22 protein-coding genes are annotated in these 19,408 nt (G+C 39.8%); 9 read left to right on the top strand and 13 right to left on the bottom strand.

Features of this window, described 5'->3' with window-relative positions; translation table 11 throughout:
• Positions 1 to 24: 24 nt before the first annotated feature.
• Complete coding sequence (locus tag ACMFKV_RS00235) at positions 25 to 696, top strand: VUT family protein (RefSeq protein ID WP_336287536.1); 672 nt, start codon at positions 25 to 27, stop codon at positions 694 to 696.
• A gap of 165 nt (positions 697 to 861) precedes the next feature.
• On the opposite strand, the gene cobT is transcribed toward ACMFKV_RS00235, so the two are convergent.
• The 3 genes from cobT to ACMFKV_RS00220 form a co-directional block, all read right to left on the bottom strand.
• Positions 862 to 2,760 (bottom strand): cobaltochelatase subunit CobT, encoded by a 1,899-nt coding sequence (gene cobT / locus ACMFKV_RS00230; RefSeq protein WP_336287535.1) that lies wholly within the window; start codon positions 2,758 to 2,760, stop codon positions 862 to 864.
• A 14-nt stretch (positions 2,761 to 2,774) separates the two neighbouring features.
• Positions 2,775 to 3,761, bottom strand: coding sequence for a cobaltochelatase subunit CobS (cobS, locus tag ACMFKV_RS00225; RefSeq protein WP_336287534.1), 987 nt, complete (start codon positions 3,759 to 3,761; stop codon positions 2,775 to 2,777).
• Between the two features lie 203 nt (positions 3,762 to 3,964).
• A complete protein-coding gene (locus ACMFKV_RS00220) occupies positions 3,965 to 4,585 on the bottom strand; it encodes a J domain-containing protein (RefSeq protein WP_336287533.1) in 621 nt (206 codons plus the stop codon).
• Between the two features lie 128 nt (positions 4,586 to 4,713).
• Between ACMFKV_RS00220 and ACMFKV_RS00215 the strand changes: the two genes are divergently transcribed.
• Positions 4,714 to 4,992: a BolA family protein gene (locus ACMFKV_RS00215; RefSeq protein ID WP_336287532.1), complete on the top strand. Its 279-nt coding sequence runs from the start codon at positions 4,714 to 4,716 to the stop codon at positions 4,990 to 4,992.
• Positions 4,993 to 5,016: 24 nt separating this feature from the next.
• On the opposite strand, the gene ACMFKV_RS00210 is transcribed toward ACMFKV_RS00215, so the two are convergent.
• Positions 5,017 to 5,985 carry a tyrosine recombinase XerC gene (locus ACMFKV_RS00210; RefSeq protein WP_336287531.1) on the bottom strand — a complete coding sequence of 323 codons (969 nt, stop codon included), beginning with the start codon at positions 5,983 to 5,985 and terminating at the stop codon, positions 5,017 to 5,019.
• Positions 5,986 to 5,987: 2 nt separating this feature from the next.
• Positions 5,988 to 6,827: a SapC family protein gene (locus tag ACMFKV_RS00205; RefSeq protein WP_336287530.1), complete on the bottom strand. Its 840-nt coding sequence runs from the start codon at positions 6,825 to 6,827 to the stop codon at positions 5,988 to 5,990.
• A 133-nt stretch (positions 6,828 to 6,960) separates the two neighbouring features.
• Between ACMFKV_RS00205 and rimM the strand changes: the two genes are divergently transcribed.
• The 7 genes from rimM (at position 6,961) to ACMFKV_RS00170 (ending at position 12,840) form a co-directional block, all read left to right on the top strand.
• Positions 6,961 to 7,512 (top strand): ribosome maturation factor RimM, encoded by a 552-nt coding sequence (rimM, locus tag ACMFKV_RS00200; RefSeq protein WP_413154190.1) that lies wholly within the window; start codon positions 6,961 to 6,963, stop codon positions 7,510 to 7,512.
• Positions 7,513 to 7,560: 48 nt separating this feature from the next.
• The gene (gene trmD / locus ACMFKV_RS00195; protein WP_413154189.1) at positions 7,561 to 8,259 is read left to right on the top strand and encodes a tRNA (guanosine(37)-N1)-methyltransferase TrmD; all 699 of its coding nucleotides are present in this window, start codon (positions 7,561 to 7,563) and stop codon (positions 8,257 to 8,259) included.
• 206 nt (positions 8,260 to 8,465) lie between these two features.
• Positions 8,466 to 8,912, top strand: a complete 447-nt coding sequence (rplS, locus tag ACMFKV_RS00190) for a 50S ribosomal protein L19 (protein ID WP_336287527.1) — start codon at positions 8,466 to 8,468, stop codon at positions 8,910 to 8,912.
• A gap of 479 nt (positions 8,913 to 9,391) precedes the next feature.
• Complete coding sequence (gene sdhC / locus ACMFKV_RS00185; RefSeq protein WP_336287526.1) at positions 9,392 to 9,802, top strand: succinate dehydrogenase, cytochrome b556 subunit; 411 nt, start codon at positions 9,392 to 9,394, stop codon at positions 9,800 to 9,802.
• 8 nt (positions 9,803 to 9,810) lie between these two features.
• Complete coding sequence (sdhD, locus tag ACMFKV_RS00180) at positions 9,811 to 10,197, top strand: succinate dehydrogenase, hydrophobic membrane anchor protein (RefSeq protein ID WP_336287525.1); 387 nt, start codon at positions 9,811 to 9,813, stop codon at positions 10,195 to 10,197.
• 4 nt (positions 10,198 to 10,201) lie between these two features.
• Positions 10,202 to 12,046: a succinate dehydrogenase flavoprotein subunit gene (gene sdhA, locus ACMFKV_RS00175; RefSeq protein ID WP_336287524.1), complete on the top strand. Its 1,845-nt coding sequence runs from the start codon at positions 10,202 to 10,204 to the stop codon at positions 12,044 to 12,046.
• Positions 12,047 to 12,060: 14 nt separating this feature from the next.
• Positions 12,061 to 12,840: a succinate dehydrogenase iron-sulfur subunit gene (locus tag ACMFKV_RS00170; RefSeq protein WP_336287523.1), complete on the top strand. Its 780-nt coding sequence runs from the start codon at positions 12,061 to 12,063 to the stop codon at positions 12,838 to 12,840.
• A gap of 540 nt (positions 12,841 to 13,380) precedes the next feature.
• Here the strand turns inward: ACMFKV_RS00170 and virB11 are convergent.
• The 8 genes from virB11 to ACMFKV_RS00130 all read right to left on the bottom strand — a co-directional run.
• The gene (gene virB11, locus ACMFKV_RS00165) at positions 13,381 to 14,445 is read right to left on the bottom strand and encodes a P-type DNA transfer ATPase VirB11 (RefSeq protein WP_413154188.1); all 1,065 of its coding nucleotides are present in this window, start codon (positions 14,443 to 14,445) and stop codon (positions 13,381 to 13,383) included.
• The gene (gene virB10 / locus ACMFKV_RS00160) at positions 14,417 to 15,586 is read right to left on the bottom strand and encodes a type IV secretion system protein VirB10 (protein WP_413154361.1); all 1,170 of its coding nucleotides are present in this window, start codon (positions 15,584 to 15,586) and stop codon (positions 14,417 to 14,419) included. The genes virB11 and virB10 overlap by 29 nt, the downstream gene beginning before the upstream one ends.
• Positions 15,586 to 16,383 carry a P-type conjugative transfer protein VirB9 gene (gene virB9 / locus ACMFKV_RS00155; RefSeq protein WP_413154187.1) on the bottom strand — a complete coding sequence of 266 codons (798 nt, stop codon included), beginning with the start codon at positions 16,381 to 16,383 and terminating at the stop codon, positions 15,586 to 15,588. Before virB9 ends, virB10 begins: the two co-directional genes overlap by 1 nt.
• A gap of 13 nt (positions 16,384 to 16,396) precedes the next feature.
• Positions 16,397 to 17,095, bottom strand: a complete 699-nt coding sequence (locus ACMFKV_RS00150; protein ID WP_413154186.1) for a VirB8 family type IV secretion system protein — start codon at positions 17,093 to 17,095, stop codon at positions 16,397 to 16,399.
• Positions 17,092 to 17,235 carry a TrwH protein gene (locus ACMFKV_RS00145; protein ID WP_336287518.1) on the bottom strand — a complete coding sequence of 48 codons (144 nt, stop codon included), beginning with the start codon at positions 17,233 to 17,235 and terminating at the stop codon, positions 17,092 to 17,094. The genes ACMFKV_RS00150 and ACMFKV_RS00145 overlap by 4 nt, the downstream gene beginning before the upstream one ends.
• Before the next feature lie 174 nt (positions 17,236 to 17,409).
• Complete coding sequence (locus tag ACMFKV_RS00140; RefSeq protein WP_413154184.1) at positions 17,410 to 18,273, bottom strand: TrbL/VirB6 family protein; 864 nt, start codon at positions 18,271 to 18,273, stop codon at positions 17,410 to 17,412.
• Positions 18,274 to 18,532: 259 nt separating this feature from the next.
• On the bottom strand, positions 18,533 to 19,162 hold the full coding sequence (locus tag ACMFKV_RS00135; protein ID WP_413154183.1) for a TrbJ/VirB5 family protein: 630 nt from the start codon (positions 19,160 to 19,162) through the stop codon (positions 18,533 to 18,535).
• 135 nt (positions 19,163 to 19,297) lie between these two features.
• Positions 19,298 to 19,408, bottom strand: a 111-nt coding sequence (locus ACMFKV_RS00130) for a TrwH protein (RefSeq protein ID WP_413154360.1), incomplete at its 5' end; no start/stop codon positions are given.

Here is a 19,408-nt window from a genome sequence, read left to right as displayed (position 1 = left end):
TGTTCCATTTCTTAGGTTTAAAAGATGTTTTCAGCACGCGATCTCTCGTTAACACAGCAAAAGAACAGATATATTGTTTTTTCCAGTTTTGCAATGTGTCTTGCTGTGACCCTTTCTAACATTTTGGTTCAGTATCCTGTCTACTGGTTTGATTTGAATGAACTGTTGACCTATGGTGCTTTTACCTATCCGATTGCTTTTCTGATTAATGACTTGACCAATCGTTTTTATGGTCCAGCTGCAGCGCGGTGCGTGGTTTATGCAGGTTTTTTTGCAGGTTTTTTTGTTTCTTGGATGTTAGCTACACCGCGGCTTGCAATTGCCTCTAGTTCAGCATTTTTATTTGGACAACTTCTTGATATTGTCGTTTTTTCTCCTTTGAGGCGTAAAGCGTGGTGGAAAGCACCTTTGGCTGCAGCATTGGTTGGTTCAGCTTTGGATACGATTTTGTTTTTCGCTCTTGCCTTTGCTAGCTCTTTTGCCTTTATCGATCAGATGACAGGTTATGCTAATAGTTCTCTCGCCCAGAGCAGTATTTTCTTTGGGGTTGAGGTTCCAGTTTGGCTCTCACTTGCTTTTGGTGATTTTTCGGTAAAAATTGTTATGAGTCTGCTTATGTTGATTCCCTATGGAACAATCCTGACCAATTTGAAGCTTCCTCTTTATCAGAGTCATTCAAAAAGTAATTTTCTTTAATTTGTAATAAATAACAAGATTTGTTTTCTTGTCTTTTTACAAGGAAAGAATATTTCACGTCATATTCCCAGAGAGCAGCATTTTAGAGGTATGTTTGCTAGAGATATTTTTGTTGATATAGCATGTTAAAAATATCTATCCATTACTGATTTAAAAGGGATTTTATTAAAATCTTTTATGAGAATGAAGATTTTTATTGCTAAAGAGCTCTGCTAATTGTTTTGTGATAGCGTCGGCTAATTCTTCGGCATTCATAATTGTAACAGCACGTTGATAATAGCGTGTAACATCATGACCAATCCCAATGGCAATGAGTTCAATGGGCGAATATGTTTGGATTTTTTGAATCACTGTGCGCAAATGTTTTTCAAGATAATTGCTGAGATTAACGGAAAGTGTTGAATCGTCAACAGGTGCTCCGTCAGAAATAACCATGAGAATGCGACGCTGTTCACGCCGTGATAAAAGGCGTTGATGAGCCCAAATAAGTGCTTCACCATCGATATTTTCTTTCAATAATCCTTCCTGCATCATTAGACCTAAATTGCGTCGTGCTCGACGCCATGGTGCATCGGCACTTTTATAGATGATATGGCATAAATCATTAAGACGCCCAGGATTATTGGGCTTATTTTGGCTGAGCCACTGTTCACGCGATTGTCCTCCTTTCCAAGTTTTGGTGGTAAAGCCTAAAATTTCAACTTTGATTCCACAACGCTCTAAAGTTTGCGCTAAAATATCCGCACAGCTTGCTGCCACAGTAATCGGTCGTCCTCGCATTGATCCTGAATTATCAATGAGTAAGGAAACAACAGTATCTCGAAATTGGGTGTTGCTTTCCATTTTGAAAGAAAGTGGTTGCATTGGGTCAATAATAAGACGTGGAAGTCGTGCTGTGTCGAGATATCCTTCCTCAAGATCAAAATTCCAACTGCGATTTTGTTGTGCCATAAGGCGGCGCTGTAGGCGATTTGCTAAACGTCCAACAATGCTTTGGAGATGATTGGTTTGCTTATCAAGATAATGGCGCAAACGATCCAATTCGCTTTCAGAACAAAAATCAGTCGCTGCCAAAATTTTATCAAATTGACGAGTGAAAATTTTATAATCAGCAAGTTCTTCCATTTCTTCCAAAACAGCAAGAGGACGTTTGGATCTGCTCGTTTTTTCTTGCCGATGGCTTTTTTGCTCTTCTTCAGCTTTATCATTGTCATTTGAGTGAGTTGCCTGCGTTTTCCCTTTGTCTTGCACATCGCTTTCGTGTTCAGTTGTTGTCTGCTCCTTGCTTTGCGCGTGTTTTTCGTTTTCATTTTCTTTTGCTATTTGGTTTTCAGCTTCACATCCGTTTTTTAGTTTTTTATTGTTTACATTGTCAGAAGTTTCTTCGAGTTCGACTGCCATTTTTAGTGCAGAAAGCATTTGACGAACGATTTGTGCGAAAGCACGCTGGTTATGAATATGGTGTGTAAGTTCGTTCAACTCTGTTGCTATTTTTTGCTCAATTGAGTGACGCCATAATTCTAATACAGATCCAGCTTCTTTTGGAGGAGGGCGCTTTGTTATTTTTTCACGCAGTAAAAGCGCAATTGCTTCTTGGATCGGGGCTTCACTCTGGGTGCTAATTTTCTGATAATGGGCTCTTTGATATTTATCGGCAAGCATACTTTCAAGATTTTTTGCAATTCCCTCCATGGCTAAAGTGCCGATTGCTTCGACACGTGTTTGTTCCAGAGCGTCAAAGACGGCGCGTGCTTCTGATTCTACGGGAGCAAATCGCATGTGAATGTCATTATCATGCCACGCTTTGCGTAGAGCCATGGAATCACCTAATCCACGGGTAACTGCAATATCTTTATTTGTTGCGTTTTGTGGAAGCTCTGGCAAACGTGCATAATTTTCGCTTAAGGATGGTCTGTGATGGCTAAAAGAAATTATCAGATCGTGCGTGCCAGCAATTGCACGGATACAGGTGGAAATGGCTTTTTTAAAAGCATCAGCATTAAGGGTGCTGTTGGAAGGGGCATTTGTCAGATTTTGGCTATTGTCCCCAGTTTTTGCTGCCATGATTGACGTATCCTTTAAGGCAAGACACTGTGAATGAATGATTCGGGAAGTTCTTGTCCAAAGGCACGTTGATAAAACTCTGCAACAGTGGCACGTTCAAGTTCATCACATTTATTGAGAAAGGTTAACCGAAAAGCAAACCCAACATTTTGAAAAATCGTGGTGTTTTCTGCCCAAGTAATGACAGTACGTGGGCTCATAACTGTTGAAAGATCCCCATTGATAAAAGATTGACGTACCATATCAGCAACATGCACCATTTGTGAAATTGTCTTTTTTCCTTCGGCTGTCTGAAAAGATTTAACCTTCGAATAAACGATATCCACTTCCTTGTCATGAGGTAAATAATTTAATATCGTTACAATGGACCAGCGATCCATTTGTGCCTGATTGATTTGTTGTGTGCCATGATAAAGTCCTGTTGTATCACCAAGACCAATGGTGTTTGCAGTCGCAAAAAGACGAAATGCTGGATGAGGGGCAATAACACGACTTTGATCAAGCAAACTTAATTGTCCAGAGGCTTCAAGGACACGTTGGATGACAAACATAACATCGGGTCGACCTGCATCATATTCATCAAAAACAAGAGCGATATTGTTTTGATAAGTCCATGGCAAAATACCTTCTTTAAATTCAGTAATTTGTAAACCATCTTTCAAGACAATGGCGTCTTTTCCCACTAGGTCAATACGACTAACATGGCTATCAAGATTAATTCGAATACAAGGCCAATTAAGGCGTGCTGCAACTTGTTCAATATGCGTTGATTTCCCCGTGCCGTGATAGCCAGAGACCATGACACGACGGTTAAATGCAAAGCCTGCTAAGATCGCTAAAGTTGTTTGCGGATCAAAAAGATAATTGGGATCTAAATCAGGAACGTGGGGACTCTTTGTACTAAAAGCAGGCACTTTCATATCTGTATCAATATTAAACAGATCGCGAGCGCACAGTGTGATATCGGGCACGTTTTTAACAGGAGGATTTGTCTTTTTCATTGTTTTTCTGGAAAAAAATACGCTGTTCATTTTTATTCGTTTGAAGACGATACAAAAGTTAGAGCACTTATGCAATGCTCTATAAAAGGCGTTTTAGGTATGAAAAAGATGCTTGATATTATGTTTTATACTGTCTGTGAAAAATAGTGACCAGCCCAGACTTAAAATTCGGATAAGAGCGCGTTGATATGAGTACACGCTCTTTAGCATAGACCAGATTTTTTGAGTAAATTATAAGCGTTGAGAACATCGCGAAACCGTTCTTCTGAAGAACGATTTCCCCCATTGGTATCAGGATGATGCATTTTAACCAGTTCTTTATATTTTGTTTTAATATCTTCAGCTGAAGCATTTTCTTTTAATCCTAATGTATCAAAAGCTTTAGCTTCTAAGGGTTTTAATTTTCGTGAAAAAGTACTGGCAGAATGTCGCTGCGTAAACAAAGTAAATGGATCGTGCATACGGTTTTGATAGGCAGCTGTACCAGAGCGGATTTTTGAATAGTTGGCAGATGTTTTTTTCGACGCACTGTTGTTAAGGTTAGTGGGCCAAGTTGGGCGATGCCCTGTGAGAGCATCTTTTTGAAACTTTGCGATATCTTTATCGCTAAGATTAGAGAAGTAATTAAAATTTTTATTATAAGCACGCACATGATTGAGACAAAAATATAAATATTGTCCTTCGTGATTTCGACCTGCTGGTGCTCTATGTGTTCCTGTTTTTTCGCAACCTTCCCACTGGCACTGTTGTGCTTGTGCTTCAGACTTTTCTTTTTTATTAGAGCTAATGCGAATTGAATCGAATAATTTAGATGTTATTGTCATATCTTTGATGTATGCAAAATCAATTGGTTTGACAAGAATTGACTTTTGAAAAATTTATTTTCACACGTATTTTATAATCATTTTATAATAAAAAGCACATTGCATTGTTTATTCGTGAAGGAGTGGAAATGTCTACTACGATTCAGACAAAGATTACAATGAAGCTTAAGGATGCGTTTTGTCCGCAAAAGCTTGAAGTCATTAATGAGAGTCATCTGCATGCTGGACATCCTCATGAAGAGCATGCTTTTGATGGAAAAGGAGAGACGCATTTTCGAGTGAAAATTCTGTCTTCTTCTTTTTCAGGTATGACGCGTGTAGAGAGACATCGAGCGGTTTATAAAGTTTTGCAAAAAGAGTTAGCAACACGTGTTCACGCTTTGGCACTTGAGATTGAATCTGTTTAAAATACTTTTTTTGTTAAAAATTTTTCAAGCACGGGGATGCGCTTTTTGATAAATTTCTAACAGACGATCTGTGTCAACATGGGTATAAGCTTGTGTGGTAGATAAGCAGGCATGTCCAAGAAGTTCTTGAATGGTGCGCAAATCTCCTCCTCGTGCCAAAAGATGTGTGGCAAAAGAATGACGAAGCGTATGGGGTGTGGCTGTTTCTGGCAAACCAAGGTGTGTGCGTAAATTGCGAACAGCTCGTTGAATAATGGCTGGCTGCAAGACACCTCCTCGGGCACCACGGAACATTGGTTGGTTATCTATTAAAGGATAGGGACAGCATTTGAGATAATTTTGTACAGATTCGTCAACAATTTTGATGAGGGGGACAAGGCGCGTTTTGTTCCCTTTTCCAGTTACAAATAAACTTTTTTTCTCAGGGTCAAAAAATTGTTTTGGTGTGAGCGCGAGAGCTTCTGATATCCGCATTCCACAACCATAAAGAAGCATGAGAACAGCAGCATTACGAGCAATAATCCACGATTCATTTGCCTGCTGATTTTCTTGTTTAACCACATGAAGTGCTGATTTTATAGCCAAAGGTTTTGGAAGTGATTTTGGGTGTTTTGGGGTTCGAACAAGTTTAGAGGCAGGGACGTTAACAATACCTTTACGGGATAAATAGCTGAAAAAAGAGCGTAACCCCGCCATATTTCTGCTTAAAGAGCGCGCACTGACATTGTGTGTACGTCGATAAGCCAAATAAGCGCGCAAGTCCATTACGCGCAAATTAGCAAGATCATTAAAGGTTGGTTCATGCCCGAGATGTTGACAGAGAAAAGACAAAAATTGTCGGGTATCACGTTCATAGGCTTGAGCTGTTTGTGCTGCCATACGACGTGTTTGTACAAGGCTATCCAGCCAGCTTTTTCTTGCACGTAAAACGGCATGATCTGCTGGAATCAGAAAAGCATTTTTGTCTTTTTTACTGCCACTTTGCTGGAGCATTTCTAATTGAGAGTCTCTTTTTCTTTTGGAGTTTCGTCTTCTTTTGGAGTTTCGTCGCCGGAGTGATTATTTTCCATTTGAGGCTGTTCTTTATTGTTGGCAATCTGCTTTTCACCTTTTAAAGAGAGTATTTTAAAAAGATTGTTTATTGACATCAGATGCGCAAAAACCCACCCTAAAAAACCATTTTTATGGAGTTTACCCAGTTGGTGAGCAGATAATTTATTCAGTTTTTCTTCATCAACAATCCAGAAATCTTCCAATTGTACTGAAAGACCTTTGTCGTTTTTCGCATTAATTGACTTTTGGCTTAAAAGATCCATCTCTACAAGAGTATCAATAAATTCAGTGGTTTTTTCCATAGCAATTTTAAAGCTTTCAAGAAAATGAATACGCTCTTCCATAAAGGGTGAAATCGATCCATCTGAATTAAAGAGCTCTGTTCCTGTAACTTCATTAAACATCCCTGATTGTTGATCAAAACAAACAGATAACTCTTTTTCACTTGTAATTTGTGCAAAAACGAAAGGATAACGACGAACAAAAGCGGGAACATAAGTATTTTTTTTCCAACTTTTATCGGAGACGATATAATCATTTTCGTTGTTTGAAAGACCGACAAGAGCAATGGATGTATAATGTCGTTTTTTCTGTTCATCTTGTGCAGACATAAACAAAATCGGATAGTCTAGAGCAGCTTGAAAATATTCACTACTTGCTAAAGGTACCCAGTGCGTATCCTTGGCAAAGGACATGTCACTCGGGGGGGAAAATTTTAACTTTTTATGGATAATTTTGTTAACAGGGGTAATGTCTTTGTAAAAGAGCATAATATTTGCCATAAGGCCTCTCCTTTGTATATTCATTTGTTTTGTTACCAAATCACGTCTTTAGAGAAGATTTTTGATATGGCAACACAATTTAATAGAAAATTATGGAATCTAGGAACTGATTTTTGAAAGACGATATTTCTGCATGCAACATAATAGAAAAAAGCTTAAAAATAAAGTCTATCTTGCTACTATTGGTTCAGCACATGGTATAAAAGGAAATGTTTTTGTTAAAGTGTTGAGTACTGAACCACAGCGTTTAAAAGCCTATGGTACTCTTTATGACGATAGAGGACGTTCTTATGAAATTGTTACTCTTCGTGTGCAAAAAAATAACGCTATTGTGCACTTTAAAGGGGTTGAAGAACGCAGCGCTGCTGAGGCTTTAAGAGGCACTCGTCTTTATGTTATGCGCAATCAATTGGCTGATGATTTAGCTGAAGATGAATTTTATCAAGTGGATTTAATAGGGCTTCGTGTGCAAAATTGTCTAGGTCAAACTTTAGGTGAGGTGAGCGGTTTTTTTAATTTCGGAGCTGGTGACTTGCTTGAAGTGCGTTTGGATACGTGCAAAACTGTGCTTATTCCATTTAGCAAGGCGGCGGTGCCAAAAATTTGCATTGCTTCCGGCTTTCTTATTGTCGATTCAGTGGCAGCTGGTTTGAGCGAAGAGGAAGAAAATGGAAAAGGGGAATAAGGGCTTGAACCAAAATGAAAGCGTCAAAAAATATGAAAGAATGCAAAAATGAGGTTTCAAGCGCGTGTGTTAACACTTTATCCTGAAATGTTTCCTGGATTTTTAGGATATTCTTTAGCAGGGCAAGCTTTAAAGCAGGGAATATGGTCGCTGGAGACAGTGCAAATCAGGGACTTTTCTTATGATAAGCACCGTAGTGTTGATGATACACCAGCTGGGGGTGGTGCTGGTATGGTGATGCGGGCAGATGTCCTAGCAGCTGCACTTGATAGTTTTCCAAATGATTCGCCAAGATTGTTGATGAGTCCGCGTGGTCGGTCTTTTACCCAAGCTTATGCGCGTTCTCTAGCACTTGGTTCAGGAGTGACATTGGTTTGTGGGCGTTTTGAAGGCGTAGATGAGCGGGTTATAGAAGCACGGGAATTGGAAGAAGTATCCATTGGTGATTATATTCTTTCAGGTGGGGAAACGGCTGCTTTGGTTCTCTTGGATGCTATTGTGCGTCTTCTACCAAGGGTTATGGGCAATAAAGCTTCTGGAGAGTGTGAAAGTTTTGAGAACGGGCTGCTTGAGTATCCACAATATACACGCCCTTCTGTTTTTGAAGGGCGTGGTATTCCACCAGTATTAGTGTCGGGTCATCACAAAGCTATTGCGGATTGGCGGCAACAACAAGCCGAGCTGTTAACACGGCAACGTCGTCCTGATCTTTATGCTCTTTTTGACAAAAATCGTCAGAAAACTTGATTCATTTTGCAAGATGGTGTATTGCACGGCACATTTTCTAGAGAGTTTTTTGTAAAGAACTTTCTGCCGATTCAAAATTAAGGGATGGTGTATCCGCTCCTGTGTAAAGCATAGCCTAAAGAACTTTCTTTCTTATATGAAAAAGCTTTTTCGGCAAGAGTTGAGCGCTCTGACTGTTTGATAAAGAACCATGAAGGATGAGGAAAATGAATATTATCGCGCAGCTAGAAGCTGAACAATGTGCAAAAATTGAGGCAAAACGCCAATTGCCAGCATTTCAGGCAGGAGATACAGTGCGTGTTCTTGTGCGTGTAACCGAAGGGACACGCACGCGTGTTCAGGCTTATGAAGGCGTTTGTATTGCGCGTTCAGGAGGTGGCTTGAATGAGACCTTTACAGTGCGCAAAATTTCTTATGGTGAGGGGGTTGAACGTGTATTTCCAGTATATTCTCCCTTAATTGAAGGTGTTGAACTTGTGCGCCGAGGGAAAGTGCGTCGTGCAAAGCTTTATTATCTTCGTGCTTTGAGGGGTAAGGCTGCACGTATTGCTGAAAAGAGAGATCATCGGAGAAAAGATGCAAAGCTTGTTGAAGGGGGAGAAAAAGCAGCGGTTACAGCGAATAAGGATGCTGAAAAGCAAACTGCTGAATAAATATTTCTGACTGCTAAATTTCATAAAAAGCGGCTGTTATGTCGCTTTTTTGTGTCATTAATGATTGTCTATTTTCGGTTAAATAAACCGCTTTGATGTTGAAAAATGTTATAGTTATCAAAGATTTACGGATCTTTCTTCTTCGCAAAAGATGAAGATGAAGATGTTATTGGACTCTGTTATTAATATTTGCAAGCAAAATGGAATATGCTTGAAAAAATACGTGTTTATACTTGATAAACGATGTTAGACCTTTGACGTGAAGATAAAATTGTACTAAATAAGGCAAGTTTTATGGCTTTTGTCTGTAGAACGATCGGTTTTTTTCTGCGCGACCTTTAATCCGTTTTTGAGACAACCGACCTGTAATATTGGCTCTTTAGATGCCAAACAAGTGGAAATGACAATGCACATAGTCGTTTTGTGTGAGTCTTCTCACTCATGAGGCGGTTGCAGTGAAGATCAGGTCAGGATATTTTATGACAGAGACAACTAGGACAAAAGAGCGCCCTCGTTCTCCCCACGTAACTATTTATCGTTGGTCCATCACTATGGCAATGTCAATTGCGCACCGTATTACTGGTGTGGCACTTTATTTCGGAATGGTATTCCTTGCCATTTGGTTAATTGCAATTGCTTGTGGAGAAGAGGCATTTAGAACAGTTAACGAAATTTATAGTTCTTTGCTTGGGCTTTGTATTTTGTTTCTTTATACGCTTGCTGGAGTTCATCATATGGTGGGGAGTGTTCGCCACATTGTTTGGGACATGAAACCTTGCCTGTTGGTTAAAAAAAAGGCAACGCTAACAGCTTGGGCAACAGTTTTTATTTCTCTTATTATCACTCTTACGATTTGGATTATTGGAATAGCATTGTCTAGCTGGGGGTAGGACGAGGTATGAAAAAAGATTTTCGAACAGAACTTGGAAAAGTCCGCGGACTTGGCAGTGCGCGTGCGGGGACGGAGCATTTTTGGTTAGAGCGTTTGGTGAGTTTCATTAATCTGCCGCTTTTAATATTTTTTATTGTTCTTGTTCTTTCACTCGTGGGGCAAGATTATAGCATTGTGCGTGCACGGCTTGCGCATCCTGTTGTTACTGTCTTGATGGGATTGCTGACTGTTTCAGTTCTCTATTATATGAAACTTGGAATGCAGGTTGTTATTGAAGATTACATTCCGCGTGAAAGCGTGAAGATATTATTTCTGGTTTTGAATGTTTTATTTTGTTTTGTTTTGGGCGGTATAATCATTTTTGCTCTTTTAAACATTGCATTAGGGGGTTAACAATATGATGAGCACAGGATCGTCTCTGAGCACTAAAGCAGGTAACGCCTCTTATCACTATGTAGATCATAAATTTGATGTTGTTGTTGTTGGTGCAGGGGGTGCAGGTTTGCGTGCAACGCTTGGTATGGCTGAGCAGGGGTTAAAAACAGCATGTATTACAAAGGTTTTTCCAACACGCTCACATACAGTTGCTGCTCAAGGTGGTATTGCAGCGTCACTTTCGAATATGGGACCCGACAATTGGCAGTGGCATTTGTATGATACGGTGAAAGGGTCCGATTGGCTGGGTGATACTGATGCAATGGAATATTTGGTGCGTAATGCACCTGCGGCTGTATACGAGTTAGAGCATTATGGGGTTCCTTTTTCACGTACACAAGAAGGAAAAATTTATCAACGACCTTTTGGGGGACATACGACAGAATTTGGGGAAGGACCGCCAGTCCAACGCACTTGTGCAGCAGCAGATCGCACTGGGCATGCGATTTTGCATACGCTTTATGGACAAAGCTTAAAACATAATGCGCAGTTTTTTATTGAATATTTTGCGCTTGATTTGATCATGACTGATGGTGTGTGTACCGGTGTTGTGGCGTGGAATCTCGATGATGGTACAATACATCGTTTTTCTGCCAAGATGGTTGTTCTCGCAACAGGTGGGTATGGGCGTGCTTATTTTTCAGCAACTTCAGCGCATACCTGTACGGGTGATGGTGGTGGAATGGTCGCGCGTGCAGGATTGCCACTTCAGGATATGGAGTTTGTTCAATTTCATCCTACGGGTATTTATGGTTCTGGTTGCCTAATCACAGAAGGAGCACGTGGGGAAGGTGGCTATTTGATTAATTCTGAAGGGGAACGCTTTATGGAGCGTTACGCGCCTTCCTTTAAAGATTTGGCGTCACGTGATTTGGTTTCGCGTTGTATTACACTTGAAATTCGTGAAGGGCGCGGCGTTGGTCCGAGAAAAGATCATATTCATTTGGTTCTGAACCATATTGATCCTGCTATATTGCATGAGCGTTTGCCAGGTATTTCTGAATCAGCACGAATTTTTGCAGATGTTGATGTGACAAAAGATCCTATCCCTGTTCTGCCAACAGTTCACTACAACATGGGTGGTATTCCCACCAATTATTATGGGGAAGCTCTAAACCCAACGGCGGATTCACCTGATCGTGTCCAACCAGGTTTGATGGCAGTGGGTGAGGCAGGATGTGCTTCTGTTCATGGTGCTAACCGTTTGGGTTCAAATTCACTGATTGATCTTGTTGTGTTTGGGCGTGCAGCTGCAATTCGTGCAGGGGAAGTGATTGATCGTGATGCAGAAATTCCACCTATTAATGAAGCTGCTGTAGACGAAATTATGGCACGTTTTGATCGATTACGTTTTGCTCAAGGAGGGACACCAACAGCTGTATTGCGCGAAAAAATGCAACGCACTATGCAGGAAGATGCTGCTGTGTTCCGTACAGCAGATTCTTTGCGGCAAGGGTGTCAACGGATAAGTAAAATTTGGGGCGAATTGTCTGATCTTAGAGTGACGGATCGTTCGTTGATATGGAATTCTGATTTGGTCGAAACATTAGAGCTTGAAAATTTGATGATTAATGCAATGAATACTGTTTATTCTGCAGAAGCACGTTTGGAGAGCCGAGGTGCTCATGCACGTGAAGATTATCCAGAACGTGACGATAAAAATTGGCGTCATCATACGCTTTCGCGCCTATCAAAAGATGGTAAGATAACATTGTCATATCGGCCTGTTCATGTTGATCCATTAACATCTGAAGAAGATGGTGGTATCGATTTAAAACGTATTGCGCCTAAAAAACGTGTTTACTAAGGGGAGAATAAATTATGGTACAAATTAAGCTTCCCAAAAATTCTCAAGTTAAAGCTGGAAAAGTTTGGCCTAAACCTGAAGGCGCTACGCAGCTGACGGAATTTCATGTTTACCGTTGGTCTCCCGATGATGAAGAAAATCCTCATCTTGATACCTATTATGTAGATCGTTCAGCTTGCGGTCCGATGATTCTTGATGGTCTTTTGTTTATCAAAAATCATATTGACCCGACTTTGACACTTCGTCGATCGTGTCGTGAAGGTATTTGTGGTTCTTGTGCAATGAATATTGATGGAACAAATACCTTGGCTTGTACAAAAGGTATGGATGATGTGAAGCATCCAATTAAGGTATATCCTCTTCCTTCTATGCCGATTGTTAAAGATTTGGTTCCTGACTTGAAGCATTTTTACGCGCAGCATCGTGTGATTGAACCTTGGTTGCAAACCGTTTCGCCTGAACCTGCTAAGGAATGGTTGCAAAGTTATTCCGACCGCCAAAAAATCGATGGTCTTTATGAGTGTATTTTATGTGCATGTTGTCAAACATCATGTCCGAGTTATTGGTGGAATGGTGATCGTTATTTAGGACCAGCTATTTTGCTCCAAGCTTATCGTTGGATTGCTGATTCACGTGATGAAATGTGCGGTGAGCGTCTTGATAATTTAGAGGATCCTTTTCGACTCTATCGATGCCATACCATTATGAATTGTGCGCAAACTTGTCCAAAGGGTTTAAATCCAGCGAAAGCAATTGCTGAGATTAAAAAACTTATGGTTGAACGCCGCCTTTAAAAATTATTGGTTAAATGTGAGGCAGATGGAGAGCTGTAAGTCGTTTTATATGTTTTTTATACTCTTTCGAGCTGTTACACAGGCTAAATTCCTCATAGAAGTTTTAGTTGGTTTTTATGAAGATTAAAAGGTGGCTTTCATTGAATGAAAGATGTGTGTTTTACTCTGTATGAGATAATAGATGGTTGATGAGAGAAATATGCGTCTTGAATATAGATAAAAAGTTGTACTGGTACCTACTTAAACGAATTTGGATGTCGTAGAGATTTTGAGTCATCTTGACAAAATTGTGTGGAGGGTTTTTTTGCGAAAAATAGAAATTTCTGTTGTGTTCAGCCCATAGTTTTTGTGCTTTCGTTTTAAAAGTTTTTCATTCTATTTTTTCCGTCAGTCCTTTTCTGCTACCGAAATGCTCAAAATCTATCAGAGAGGCAAGAGAGATAAGCAGATTATTTTAAAAGCTTAATTAAAATAAAAAGTCCGTGAACGTTTATCACGGCTTTTATTAATTCTGTGATATTATTGAGAGACAACTTCGCTTTAAACCATCTTCGATTTAGAAAAAATTGGGTCGTAAAAAACTTCAGAAAGCTTTCGATCTTTGAAGAACAACACCACATCAATTGTAGTGTAGAGTACCTGCTTTATCATTTGTAAGTCAAGTTGACGTCCAATTTCTGATCTTTTGATAAGTGTGGCACATCGTTCAAATGTTTGTAACGCATTATTCGCGTGGGTTGTTGTAATTGATCCAGGGTGCCCAGTGTTGAGCGAGTTAAGATATTCCCACGCTTCATTGCCACGCAGCTCAGCCAGAAAAATGCGGTCAGGCGATTGACGCATACATGCATCTAAGCATTCATCAGCTGAAACACGACCTGCACTGTTACCATAAATCATATGCACATGATTAGGGTGATTCGGAAGAAAAAGTTCATGAACATCTTCGATTGTGATAATACGTTCTTCTACAGGAACTTTTTCAATCAAAGAGCGCGCAAATGTAGTTTTCCCTGATCCTGTTTTGCCTGCAATGACGATGTTACGTTTATGAAGTACGCATTTTTCCAAAAAGTCGAGAATTTTGCCATCACGTTTAAGTTTCAGTAGTTGAACTTCAAATGGTTCTAATCGCGTGAAATCATGCTGCAATAACAAATTATCCGCTTCCTCTGCTGAAGGCTTATTGAAACTTACATCGGTAAAATTATCGAATGCGCCTTCATTATTAAGCTCCTCTAGTGTTTTGACTATAAGAGAATGCTTACGAATCATAAAAGATAGTGCACCATTGATGACAGCTGGTGTTTGTACAATTGTACCACGCTGTCCTCCAGGTAACAGTACATAATTAATGCTCTTTGGAGCCATACCATTATAAACGATAATGGCTGTAATCAGTGTCTGCAAAAAAGAGGCTGTTAGCTCTGGAGCGCTATGCATTTGCCAGCCCTCAAAGCTTTTTGTCCATATCTCACAAGGACAACAGATCGATAGTTCAGTAATTTTCGGATCTTCTAAGAAGCGATCAAGCGGCTGCAGAAGTTGTGCAACTGCTTGATCTTTCTGTACATAATTAGCGTGTGGTGAGACTATAGACATCACTGAAATCCAGATCACGAGCAACAAGAATATTCACTCTTTCGCCTTGATTTTTGTAAAGTGTTGGTGCAATGTTGATTGAATTTTGAAGAACATCTGTAACCATCGATTCAGCATTCTGAAAATCGTGAAACTGTGGCCTGTCTTGAGGCTTTTCCTTATTCACTTTGTTCTTCACCCATTCTCCAAAATTACCGATTATGCTAACCATGATTGCACCGCTAAAGCGTTCCCAAAAATGCCCATCAATCCAACCACCAATACCAGATTCTCCAAGTGGACCAGTGCTAGGTGAATCAAGATTTACGATAACACCAGAAGGCGTTTCAACACGCGACCATTGCACGAAAATACGTGCTTGTCCTTGTTGTAAGCCACTTTGATAAAAACCGATAACTTTGGAACCGCGATCTAGCAGTACAACCCGACCGCTTGTAGAATAAACATCACGTGTTAAATAACATGTGGTCATTCCTGGCTGCGTTGTGATGATTCTTGTTTCCAGTATGCAATCTATTTGCGTTCCTTGCGTGATCAACAGATCACGGTTACGCAGTTGAGCTGCATATGATGGACTTAATCGTATAGGCTGTAATCTGTCTGATAATATGCCGACATCTCTGTCACTAGATGTATTATTTTTTGAGTTATCTGCAGAGCTTTCACTACTGCCACCACTATTAAGACCCGAGCTTAACATACGTTTACGTGCAAGCTCTTCAGAATCTTTTATCAATTGTGGTGGAAGAGTTGTTTGAAGAAGTTGCGCCAAAGATGATGGAAGAGTTTGCGTTTCTTCTTCTTCCTCTTCTGTCTGTTTTAACGGTTCTGGTTCTTCTATAACTTTTGGTTTCTCCTCAATTGGAGGGTTATAACTGGGTATAACTTGTTGCACCGTTTGTTGCGGCTTTTCTTCCTCAACCTTTACGGTATTGCGCATTTTAAATGCTCTCCAAGAAAGCACAGCTGGTACTATCATTATGGCAATAAATCCTACCATTAATAATACACGTATCCCAGGAATTATTGGACGACGTTCCAGTCTAAGTTCGGAGCTGCCATAGGCACCTTCAATCTGTTTTTGCTCGACATCATCCAGTTTTTCGCCTGCATTGATTTCGTCTCCTTTCTTATTGCCGAACATCATTTGTCTCCTTTATTGATGCGACGAACCATCGAAGATACTGTTCCAGTTGTGTTTGGTATGCCATTGGGGTCATAAGCTTCATTAAAGATGGCTAAAACGCGTCTGCCAAGTCGTATGAACCATGTAGGATTTACTTTGTGAACAGCAATGATATCATTAGCATTGCCTACGATAGTACGTGGTATTAAGCTTTCATTTCCCTCAGAATCCACCATGTAAATTGACGGCATATCCATATTAGTGGAAAATTTGAAATAGGTAATACGTCCGTTGTCCCAAACATTTATTGGTGCAATATCTTGATGACCACTCATGGTATAGTTAAGATTATATCCCTTTACTCCTCGATGAAAACCGCGCTCAATAGCAGCGCTCTGAATATTTCCTTGTAAGTTTTTGCTATCGGTATCGGGATAATGGAACGCTAATTCATAAGTAGCTCCAGCACGATCATTGCGAAACTGTAATCGGAATTTGTAACTGCGCTTGTCAGTAACAACGATAAGATTCGTGTTAGCAAAATCTGCTTTGGGTTTAATAAAGATATGCCGTCCTTTATGCGCAAAGGCATAGGCTTCAGAATCACCAAAAGCATGAGTAATATATTGCTCACCCTCTTCAAGGATGATGTGTGTTGCTACGCCGAGAACGGTTTCAATTTGAACGACATCATCTAAGTTGTAAGTCACGTAGCGAACACGATGATCATACTGTGAATGATATGGAGTTTTGAGCGCCTGCACGGGTATTGTATAAAGTGAGGACAGTAAAACAACAAACACAAATTTCTTCATAATAGTCAATTCCTCAATTTAAAAGTATTTCCGATTCAGTGCGGTAGCTTGTAATTTGAAAACCAAGAGGGTTAAGCAATCGATCAGATGACTTCATTGGTGCACCAACATAAGTGTAACCAATCGTTGCAATTTGATGCTGCTGTGCTCCAGCAGGCGTACCGTCATTATTGTACTGTTGAGTTGTGAAACGCACGGTTGCGTGTCCCTGACCATTTGGCTGTATTGAACGCACCTTAACTGTTATACGTATTTTGTTAGAAAGTATTTTGTCACGTGCATTTTCACCATCATAAATTTTATAAAATTCTTGTTGAACTGTCGGTGCACTTAAAAGTGCTGTAGTGTCATAATTCAACTGGATAGTGTTATAATCGTAGTTTTCACGGTTTAGCACGTATTGATTAAGCCAATATCTATCCACTACTTCACCGTAGCTTGTTTCATGTTCGCGCATCACCGAGATAATATCAACTGCACCAGTAGCATTATCGACGCGCAGCACTAAAGGAGTGGGGGCTGGTTGAGAAAAGCCAACTACTCCACACATCATGCCAAAAAGCCCTAAAATACTAAGAATACCTGCCACTCGCCATGCTGTTTTACGCGACCTTATAAATTCATTGATGAGTTCTCGTTCCAAGCCTCGGCTTTCTTCATAATAACTTTTCAGTCGTTCGGCTTTCACGGGCTTAGCTTCTTTTTTTTTCATATTGCTCCTCGCTGAATTTCGACAGGAATTGTTTTATTTACAGGTACTCGATTCCGACTATTTGGTTGCTTTGGCTTTGGAGCCACTAAACAAGCCGATAAAAGGCTTGCAATCAAAATTGCAGAAATGATTGATTTCATTTTCACATTCCTCTTTTTCGACTATATAAAATAAGCTTTATCATTTTTTTATCTATATTTCAATTTTGATTGTAAAATATATAGCCTACGATTATATTTATTTTTTAATTTCACTTTTCTACGAGTTGGTCCAGAGCGGGGGAGGATTATTCCTTGCGCTATTGGAGATTTTTGTCATTTGGCTGCACGGTTTCTTGCATCTAGTGTCCATAGATGTCCAAATGTAATGCCTTTTGCCAAAGCGCTTGCAATATTTGATAATTTTAGCAACAGTACAATGGAGATAATGGATAGGATGCAAGAACCACCGAGTGCGTGACTTATATTTTGTTGTCCATCAAATGCTAGTTGTTCCATATAATGGACAAAGATATTCAGCATAAAACTAGATACAGTGGTTATGAGTACAGTGAGAATGATATAGCTCAAGAGTTGCGCTATCCATTGCTCGAAGAAGCGATAAGTTGGTTGCCAGAGCAAGGCAATGATAAAGAAAGGTCCGAGTCCGATGAGAAGCGGAAGTGCGATCTTTGCTAACAAAATGAATGCACCACTGGTTGCTACGAGGCAACTTGTTACAATTAAGATAAGGATGCCAAAGATTCCGAATAGGAGCCCATCAGCATTTAAGAAAGCAGCTTCTTCAAATGCTTCAGCTGCACGCATGAATCCTTCCTCTGCCGCTTTATCCACCAATGTTTTTAATTGGTTTTGATCTTGTGGATTTTCCATGAGTGCGTTTAACAAGTCTTGAGGCATTGTTATTATCAAATCCACAATTTTTGTCTGATATAGTCCTGCAGTGAGTGCAATTGAAGTAATAATGCTCACCCGTAGACAGCGGTTTACAAATCCAGAGAGTGGCATATCTATTGCACCGCGCATAATGAGCCAGCCATATATGATAAAAGAGATGGTGAGACCGACTGATACGAGGGGCGTGGCTACAGCAATCGCGTTTGATGAAATATCCGTGACATATTTGCCCGTTATCTTCTCGACTTGATCGAAAAGTTGTGTGAACATTTCAAAGTCCATGATATTCCTCTTTAGCGAATTTTTATTTTTTCATTATCTTGGGACATTGATGCTTGTTGAGTGTTTTATTGACATTCATGCAATTTGCGACAAGCATTTTTATCAAGAGAATTTTGAGGTGGATCACCCCCCTGTGCATCCCTTAAAAACGTTGGGATAGCACTTAATTTTTATGTATCGGTTTTTATTTCTGCTAGAAAATAAGACCAATAAAACAGACAATGTTAATCATATAAAAAATTTATTAACATTGCACATATTACCTATGGTTACTGTACCTTATCTGTGGCATCTTTTCGTTTTCGCTGTAAAAAATTTGCATATTGCGTTTGCGTTTTAGTCGATCAAGGAGTGCTTTCTCGGCGCCACGTAAATGTGTGACCATATGTAGTTTTGTTGCTTCATTCTCGATTATAGCTAATGTTCCTTTAATTTTTGCCTGTAATTCAGCAATGCTTTGCGAATCTTGCGCGTTTTTGACTTGACCTAGCAATGCTACAATTGCATTAAAACGATTTTCTGCTTCCTGAAAAGCTTTCAAACTTATGGCTTTATCGACGATCGCTGCATATTGGCTGCGTTGATCAATAACATTGCGTGCATACAACATAGAAGCTCTTTGAAGATAAGCTTCATCATCCATAATTTGTTTGGTTAATTTAGGAAAATCCCTAGAAATTTTCATTTGTATGGCTAATGCCCCGAGTCCATCGATATTATCCGTAACCCTTTCTTGCTTCTTGTTCTCATAGATGTATTGTGCACCTTGAAGAATAAGACTTCCTCCCTTATCTTCGAATATTGTTTGCGAGTTTCCTGCATCTCCTAGCGCTAAGCTTGGTATTCCTAGAACTGCACTTATTATGGCTATAACAATCAGCTTTCTCATACTTTTCTCCTTTTAATTTTTGCATATTACAAAAGAGGCTCGTAATTATATTGCTAAATTACTGTTGACCTTATAAATTCATTGATGAGTTCTCGCTCCAAGCCTCGGCTTTCACGGGTTTAGCTTCTTTTTTTTTCATATTGCTCCTCGCTGAATTTCGACAGGAATTGTTTTATTTACAGGTACTCGATTCCGACTATTTGGTTGCTTTGGCTTTGGAGCCACTAAACAAGCCGATAAAAGGCT

The sequence above is a fragment of the Bartonella propinqua genome, assembly GCF_047263965.1.
Classification (GTDB): Bacteria; Pseudomonadota; Alphaproteobacteria; order Rhizobiales; family Rhizobiaceae; genus Bartonella.
The sequence above is the reverse complement of the archived record's forward strand: the minus strand, read 5'-3'. Positions and strand labels throughout refer to the sequence as shown.